General features: G+C 33.9%; 2 protein-coding genes. Both read right to left on the bottom strand.

Annotation, left to right across the window (positions count from 1 at the left end; all coding sequences use genetic code 11):
- Positions 1-359: DNA cytosine methyltransferase (locus CCU_RS03765; protein WP_208895964.1), on the bottom strand; the 359-nt coding region annotated here is incomplete at its 3' end.
- A gap of 67 nt (positions 360-426) precedes the next feature.
- Positions 427-648, bottom strand: a complete 222-nt coding sequence (locus tag CCU_RS03760) for a helix-turn-helix domain-containing protein (protein WP_008117348.1) — start codon at positions 646-648, stop codon at positions 427-429.
- Between the last annotated feature and the right edge of the window lie 610 nt (positions 649-1258).

Here is a 1258-nt window from a genome sequence, read left to right as displayed (position 1 = left end):
TTCTCAAACAGGAACATTTTAGGTTGCAATTTTTCAAGGAACAATGCATAGTGATAAAATAATGTTCCTCTTGCATCTTCAAGCCCAAGCCTTTTTCCAGCATATGAAAATGCCTGACAAGGTGCACCACCTGAAAGGAGATCTAGCTCACCCTTTTTAATAGAGAAATACTTTTCCAAATCCAGACACGATATATTTGCAATATCGTCATTTATAACATTCCAGTTTGGTCTATTTTTCTTTAATGTATCCGCTGCGTCCTTATCAAATTCTATTAAACCTAATGTATTAAATCCCGCCTTTTCGACTCCTAATGCCAATCCGCCGGCTCCAGCAAAAAGCTCTATACTTGTATACACTCAATTACCTCTTTACTTTTTTCTAATAATATCATAGTATATGTCCCATAAAACGGACTCTTCTATACTAACATACCTCTTTTTCTTCTTCATCAACTAATTCGATTACATCTTCTACCTGACATTCCAATACTTTGCATATTTTACATATAATTTCTGTCGAAACATTCTCATTTTTTCCCATCTTTGCTATTGCATTTGTTGTTATACCGGCTTTTTCTCTAAGCTGAGTTTTGCTCATATTTAAATCTATAAGTCTTTTCCATAATTTATTATAGCTTACAGTCATAGTTGATCCTTCCTATCCTAATAATAAACTCGTTACAGCTCCATAGTTCTCCTATAACTCTGTAACCCATTTACCTAAATAAGTATACTCGATTATATTGATTTCTTCAATATTATTTTGATGTATTCAAGTGTTAAAATAAGGAAAAATCCCTCCGCCTATACATTCAGCTAAGGGATTTTTCCTTATCGGATAGTCCTATAATTATTAGGGGTAAAACAGGGGTAAATTCACCCTGTCATTTTCTTAAAGTATTGATTTCACAGGCATTTCAGGCAATCACACAGATATTGCCGTGGCAGATGAATAAAACCCTAATCATAAATTTCTCCTGTTCTGAAATGCCCTGTAATGCCGTGTTTTGCATTGGTTTATCGGCTTTTCATGGCATCGTATTTTTCTTGTTTATAACTACACTTTTTGCAAAACACTTCAAAATGGTGCAATTCAGAGCAATGTGTAGTAGTCAAATCGTAGTCAGTTAAGAGGGTCAGACTACGGATGGAGGTGTGCATTATTTATAATTTTATGTTAATCCTCGTTGTCTAATTTCAACTGATTTTCGTAACCATATAATATCTCCCTTATATCTACTCTACTCCAACAAAAA

The organism is Coprococcus sp. ART55/1, from assembly GCF_000210595.1.
GTDB lineage: Bacteria > Bacillota > Clostridia > Lachnospirales > Lachnospiraceae > Coprococcus > Coprococcus aceti.
Note: the sequence above shows the minus strand (reverse complement) of the source record. Positions and strands in the feature narration are given on the sequence as shown.